The following is a 2,575-nucleotide window of genomic DNA, read 5'->3' on the forward strand; positions in this document are numbered from 1 at the left end:
GCACCGACCGCCCCCACGACGCACCCGTCCCCGGCCGCGCCCCCACCCCCGACCTCGGCGATCACGGCCCGCGACCTCACCGTCGTCCGAGGCACCCGCACCGTCCTGCGCGCCCTCGACTTCACCGTCCCCTCGGGCAGCATCACCGGCCTCCTCGGCCCCTCGGGCTGCGGCAAGACCACCCTCATGCGGTCGGTGGTCGGCACCCAGGCCAAGGTCACGGGCCACCTCGACGTCCTGGGCCACCCCGCCGGAGACCCGGCCCTGCGCCCCCGCATCGGCTACGTCACCCAGGCGCCCTCCGTCTACGCCGACCTCACCGTCCGGCAGAACCTCGACTACTTCGCCGCCGTCCTGCACCCCGGACGCGCCCACCGGGACGCCCGCCGCGATGCCGTCACCCGCGCCATCGACGACGTCGACCTCACGAGCCGCGCCGACGCCCTCGCCGGTGCGCTCTCCGGTGGCCAGCGCAGCCGCGTCTCGCTGGCCGTCGCCCTGCTCGGCACCCCGGACCTGCTGGTCCTGGACGAACCGACCGTCGGGCTCGACCCCGTACTCCGCCGGGACCTCTGGGACCTCTTCCACCGCCTGGCCGACCGCGGCACCACGATCCTCATCTCGTCCCACGTGATGGACGAGGCCGAACGCTGTCACCGCCTGCTCCTGATGCGCGACGGCCGGATCCTCGCCGAGGACACCCCCGACGCGCTGCGCCACCGCACCGGCACGGCCACGGTCGAGGAGGCGTTTCTCCACCTCGTCGACACCGACCGGGCCGACGCGGACCGATCCGGGGACCACGCGGCCGACGAGCACCCGCCCCACAAGACCGCCGCACCCCTCACCACCGAGGAGGCCCCCCGATGACCGCCACCGCGGGGCGCGTCCTGCGCCAGCTGACCCACGACCCCCGCACCATCGCGCTCCTGGTGATCGTCCCGATCCTGCTGATCACCCTGCTCCGTTACGTCTTCGACGGAGCACCCGGCACCTTCGACGCGACCGGAGCCTCCCTCCTCGGCATCTTCCCGCTGATCACGATGTTCCTGGTGACCTCGATCGCCACCCTGCGCGAACGCACCACGGGCACCCTGGAACGCCTCCTCGCCCTTCCGCTGGGCAAGGGCGGCCTGATCGGGGGGTACGCCCTCGCCTTCGGCGCGGTCGCGGTCGTCCAGTCGGCACTCGCGACGGCCGTCTCCGTCTGGCTGCTGGGCCTGGACGTCGTCGGCTCCCCCTGGCTGCTGCTCCTGGTCGCCCTGCTCGACGCGCTGCTCGGCACCGCGCTCGGCCTGTTCGTCTCCGCGTTCGCCGCGTCCGAGTTCCAGGCGGTCCAGTTCATGCCGGCGGTGATCTTCCCTCAGCTCCTGCTGTGCGGTCTGTTCACACCGCGCGAGGCGATGCACCCGGTCCTGGAGGCGATCTCGAACGTCCTGCCCATGTCGTACGCCGTCGACGGCATGAACCAGGTTCTCCAGCACCCCGACATCACCGGCGACTTCGTCCGCGACATCGCCGTGGTCGCGGGCAGCGCCCTGCTGGTCCTCTGCCTCGGCGCGATCACCCTCCGCCGCCGTACGCCGTGAGAACCCCGATGCGAGGATGACGGGAGGCAGCAACAGCCCGGCCCACAGCACCGCACAGCCCAGCACCGCCCGGAGGGTGAACGCATGACCCAGACAGTCGCAGTCCTCGGCACCGGCAAGATCGGCGAGGCCCTGCTCAGCGGGATGATCCGGGCGGGGTGGCGACCGGCCGACATCCTGGTGACCACCCGCCGCAGCGACCGGGCCCAGGAACTGAACACGCGGTACGGGGTCGGGTCCGTCACCAACGCGGAGGCGGCCAAGAACGCCGACATCCTCATCCTCGCGGTCAAGCCGCAGGACATGGGCAAGCTCCTGGACGAACTCGCCCCGCACGTCACCGCCGACCGTCTGGTCATCAGCGCGGCCGCCGGCATCACCACCACGTTCATCGAGGAGCGGCTGGTCCTCGTCGACGAGGGGATGTCCGTCATCTCGGCGGGCAGCCACGCCACCGGCGCGCACCTCGCCACCGCCGAGGAGATCTTCGGCGGCGTAGGCAAGACTCTCCGCGTCCCGGAGTCCCAGCAGGACGCCGCCACCGCCCTTTCCGGCTCCGGCCCCGCCTACTTCTACTTCCTGGTCGAGGCCATGACCGACGCGGGCATCCTGCTCGGCCTGCCTCGTGCCCAGGCCCACGACCTCATCGTCCAGGCCGCCATCGGCGCCGCCGTCATGCTCCGGGACAGCGGCGAACACCCGGGGGTTGACACGCCCCCGGCAGGTCCGTAGTGTGCTCCGAGTTGTTCGACGTGAGCGCCGACCCCGGTCGGTCCCCGGACAGCCTTTCCGCAGTAACCACGAGAAGACACGCGACATCACGTCGTATGCCTTTTCGCGTGCCTGCGCGAAATGAGGAATCCGCGTTCGAAGGGACATCCCCGATTAGCGTCGGGGCCCAGGACTCCGCTAAAGTCTCACTCGTCGGAACGGCCCAACAGTCGGGAAGACAAGCCCCACTGACTGGGAATCAGGCCCGAAAGGAT

2 protein-coding genes and 1 pseudogene are annotated in these 2,575 nt (G+C 71.1%); all 3 read left to right on the forward strand.

Annotated elements, in window-relative coordinates:
* The coding region (locus D3105_RS33980) for an ABC transporter ATP-binding protein (protein WP_425315774.1) at window positions 1-870 on the forward strand (870 nt) is incomplete at its 5' end.
* Window positions 867-1,589: an ABC transporter permease gene (locus tag D3105_RS33985; protein WP_118906605.1), complete on the forward strand. Its 723-nt coding sequence runs from the start codon at window positions 867-869 to the stop codon at window positions 1,587-1,589. The genes D3105_RS33980 and D3105_RS33985, both read left to right, overlap by 4 nt.
* Before the next feature lie 84 nt (window positions 1,590-1,673).
* Window positions 1,674-2,315 (forward strand): annotated as a pseudogene (locus tag D3105_RS33990) (pyrroline-5-carboxylate reductase family protein); the annotation flags it as partial.
* Window positions 2,316-2,575 lie beyond the last annotated feature (260 nt).

The organism is Streptomyces globisporus (assembly GCF_003501885.1).
Lineage (GTDB): Bacteria > Actinomycetota > Actinomycetes > Streptomycetales > Streptomycetaceae > Streptomyces > Streptomyces globisporus_D.